At 66.4% G+C, this 3,160-nt stretch carries 5 protein-coding genes; 4 read left to right on the top strand and 1 reads right to left on the bottom strand.

What is annotated here, in order from left to right:
• Positions 1–53 precede the first annotated feature (53 nt).
• Positions 54–485, bottom strand: coding sequence for an OsmC family protein (locus ACFX4F_RS21305; RefSeq protein ID WP_176021484.1), 432 nt, complete (start codon positions 483–485; stop codon positions 54–56).
• A 370-nt stretch (positions 486–855) separates the two neighbouring features.
• On the opposite strand from ACFX4F_RS21305, the gene ACFX4F_RS21300 reads away from it, so the two are divergent.
• The 4 genes from ACFX4F_RS21300 to ACFX4F_RS21285 all read left to right on the top strand — a co-directional run bounded on the left by ACFX4F_RS21300 (position 856) and on the right by ACFX4F_RS21285 (position 3,136).
• Positions 856–1,257, top strand: a complete 402-nt coding sequence (locus tag ACFX4F_RS21300; protein WP_089239384.1) for an HU family DNA-binding protein — start codon at positions 856–858, stop codon at positions 1,255–1,257.
• 293 nt (positions 1,258–1,550) lie between these two features.
• Positions 1,551–1,859: a DUF3861 family protein gene (locus tag ACFX4F_RS21295; protein ID WP_099819298.1), complete on the top strand. Its 309-nt coding sequence runs from the start codon at positions 1,551–1,553 to the stop codon at positions 1,857–1,859.
• Positions 1,860–2,035: 176 nt separating this feature from the next.
• Entirely contained in the window at positions 2,036–2,458 is a 423-nt protein-coding gene (locus ACFX4F_RS21290; protein WP_306669818.1) for a hypothetical protein, read from the top strand.
• A gap of 81 nt (positions 2,459–2,539) precedes the next feature.
• Positions 2,540–3,136 carry a DUF1439 domain-containing protein gene (locus tag ACFX4F_RS21285; RefSeq protein ID WP_380658359.1) on the top strand — a complete coding sequence of 199 codons (597 nt, stop codon included), beginning with the start codon at positions 2,540–2,542 and terminating at the stop codon, positions 3,134–3,136.
• Positions 3,137–3,160 lie beyond the last annotated feature (24 nt).

The following is a 3,160-nucleotide window of genomic DNA, read 5'->3' as shown; positions in this document are numbered from 1 at the left end:
GCCCGGCGTCTTTCCGCTGCGCTCGCCGGGCATGGCCCGGCGCTACCACCTTCTCAGCCCAGCTCGGCTTCCAGACTGATCGGCACTGCGCTCAGCGCCTTGGAAACCGGGCAGTTCTGCTTGGCGTCATCGGCGATCGCGCGGAACTGCGCCGCATCGATTCCGGGCACCACCGCCTTCACTTTCAGCCGGATCTGCGACAGCTGCGGGCCGCCTTCCATCGACAGATCGACCTTGGCTTCGGTATCCAGCGAGGTCGGGGTGAAGCCGGCTTCGCCGAGCTTGGCCGACAGCGCCATGGTGAAACAACCGGCGTGCGCGGCGGCGATCAGCTCTTCGGGATTGGTGCCCTTTTCATCACCGAAACGGCTGTTGAAGCCGTAGCGGGTTTTGTCCAGAAGGCCGCTCTGTGGCGTGCTCAACTGGCCCTTGCCTGACTTCAGGTCGCCTTCCCAATGCGCGGTAGCGTGTCGCGAGATTCCCATGTCCTGCTCCGTTGTGGCTGCGATGAACCAATACCCTGGCACGCACCGCGTTAGCCCTGCGTCGCTCCGCCGCATGCGCCGCGCCTGTCCCGAGCCAGCGAGTGGACACTTCTTCGCCATCACTCCGGCGATTTTTCCCTTGTTTTCAGTCATTTCGCCAACCCGACCGAAAACAACAACAGCGCAATGCAGTGCACCACCGCCCCCGCTTCCCCCACGGCCGGCCAGGTACTGAATCGGCCTGGATATGAAAAAACATGCACTTTCAGCGCTCCAGGCTATTGGCGGCGCCCAAGAGTTGCCCTACATTGCGCTTGCCGACGGGGTTCGGCGCCGACCAAACAACCAACCGTTCACGGAACAGGAAACCATGGCAAAGACCGCTAAGAAGGCTGCCCCGAAGAAGGCAGTGAAGAAAGTCGCGACGAAGGCTGCCGCCGCCAAGCCGGCCGCTCCGAAGCCGATCAAGGAAGTGCTGACCAAGTCGGGCCTGGTTGCACACATCGCTGAAGTCTCCGGCGTTGTCGCCAAGGACGTCCGCGCTGTGCTGGCCTCGCTGGAAGGCGCTGTCGCCGCTTCGGTGCACAAGAAGGGCGCCGGCTCGTTCACCCTGCCGGGCCTGCTGAAGATCAGCACCGTCAATGTGGCAGCCAAGCCGAAGCGCAAGGGCATCAACCCGTTCACCAAGGAAGAGCAGTGGTTCGCCGCCAAGCCGGCCACCACCAAGCTCAAGGTTCGCCCGCTGAAGAAGCTCAAGGACGCTGCGCTCTAAGCGCGCGCCCTGCAGCGGATACCTGACGGGACGGCCTTGGCCGTCCCGTTTTTTTTTACCCGCTCTCCAGTAGATCCACGCCACGCGTGGATGCCGCCCCCTGCGACCCCGCAACACAGCGTTTCCCGCGCCCGCGCAATCACCCGCACAGGCCCGCCGCCCATGGCCGCGCCGCTGTTTTTCCAGTGCAGGAACGAACCGGGTGGAACACTGCGTGCAGCCCCGGCCATCGCCGCCGACCGATGCCTTGCCTATGGTGGAGCCATTCCTCCCCACCAGCGCGAGCACCCCTCATGGCCAGCCCCTCCACCCGCTACCGGATCTCGGTGACCCCGATCGAAAAGGACGGGCACCAGTGCACCGGGCGCTGCACCATCGAACTGGAACACCGCGCCAGCCGCGACCTGATGCGCCTGCTGGAATCAGCCCCGCGCACGGCCGGGCTGAGCGGCGACGAACGTGCCACCCTGGTGGTGGCGACCCAGCTGCTGCGTGACATCGTGCAGCGCCATGCGGACACCGACGGCCATGCGCTGGCCGCTATCGCCGCCCAGGTGCTGCCGGCGCTGGATGCGCTGGAGCAGCTTCCCTCTTCGCGCTGAAGCGGCCCCGGCCGCTACACTGCCGCCTTCCAGGTCGCCTCGGGGAGGAGGCAGACATGCGCGGTTTTCTTTGCTTGTTGATCCCGTTGCTTGCGGTGGGGTGTTCCAACCCGCCGCCTCAGGTGGATTCCACGACACCAGACTCAGTCCCCGCCGCAACCACCGCTTCCGCACCGATGACGGAAGCGGCATCGGAGGCAGCTTCCGTCGACGCCATCACCATCGACCCGCTGTATGGCGCCGTTGCCATCGGCAGCGAATCGCCCGCAGCGATGCTCAACCGCTACATGCTCGACCTGCTCAACCAGAACAAGGCACGCAGCGACGCGGCGTGGACCTATGCCCCGGCCGACCCGCGTCACGCTGACGACGCCGTGCTGCGCCTGCTGCCCGACGTACGCAACCTGCGCCTGGACAGTGATGTGGCGGTGCCGCGCGACGATGGCCAGCCGCCGCGCCTGCTGCAGGTGCCGGTGAAGATCCGCGCGGTGACCGCCGAGGGCACCTTCCGCTACCACGGCTGGTACCGCGTACAGCCCAGTGCCGACGGCCGCGCCTGGCAGATCCAGTCGGCCAGCCTGCAGCCAACGCTGGACTGAACCGTTGCAGCGGTGTGTACCCGCGATGCAGCGGGCAAAGCTACTCTGTAGGCCTCTTCGATCCTTCTTCCGGTCACCACCATGCGCCTGCGATCCCTGATGACCCGCCTTGCCGCCTCGACCGTGCTGATTGCTGCCGCGATCGGTGCGCAGGCCGCCCCTTCGATCTCCGGTCGTGAACTGGCGGTCGGCGCCAGCGACGTGCAGCAGTACCTGGACGGCAGCTTCCCGCGCACCCAGGACGCACTGGGCGGCCTGATCGCGCTGACCATGAGCCACCCGCAGCTGAGCCTGCCGGCAGGCGAACGATTGAACCTGGGCATGGACGTGGCGCTGGCCACTGCGGGCGGCAACCCGGCCAAGCTGGGTTCGGTGAAGCTCAGCAGCGGCCTGCGCTATGACGCGCAGACCCAGGGCTTCCACCTGCAGCAGCCGACCGTAGATGATTTCACCCCGGCCAGCCAGGGCGGCCGCCTCGACTCCCGTACCCGCGGCCTGCTCAACGCATGGCTGAGCGACTACGCCCAGCGCGAACCGATCTACAAGCTGGACCCGGCCGTGGCCGGCCTGCTCGGTGCCCTGCAGGTGCAGTCGGCGCAGGTAAAGAACGGCAAGCTGGTGGTGACCTTCAACCAGAACCTGGGCAACCTGGTGCCGGCCGGCGTCCTGGGAAAATAAGCTCCCGCCAGATACGGTAGCGCC

This window comes from Stenotrophomonas sp. YIM B13575, assembly GCF_042787595.1.
Taxonomy (GTDB): domain Bacteria; phylum Pseudomonadota; class Gammaproteobacteria; order Xanthomonadales; family Xanthomonadaceae; genus Stenotrophomonas; species Stenotrophomonas lactitubi_B.
The sequence above is the reverse complement of the archived record's forward strand: the minus strand, read 5'-3'. Positions and strand labels throughout refer to the sequence as shown.

Coding starts and splice junctions, on each gene's coding strand:
- ACFX4F_RS21295 (WP_099819298.1), top strand. CDS start 1,551: ATGGCCAGCCCCTCCACCCGCTACCGGATCTCGGTGACCCCGATCGAA.
- ACFX4F_RS21300 (WP_089239384.1), top strand. CDS start 856: ATGGCAAAGACCGCTAAGAAGGCTGCCCCGAAGAAGGCAGTGAAGAAA.
- ACFX4F_RS21305 (WP_176021484.1), bottom strand. CDS start 485: ATGGGAATCTCGCGACACGCTACCGCGCATTGGGAAGGCGACCTGAAG.
- ACFX4F_RS21285 (WP_380658359.1), top strand. CDS start 2,540: ATGCGCCTGCGATCCCTGATGACCCGCCTTGCCGCCTCGACCGTGCTG.
- ACFX4F_RS21290 (WP_306669818.1), top strand. CDS start 2,036: ATGACGGAAGCGGCATCGGAGGCAGCTTCCGTCGACGCCATCACCATC.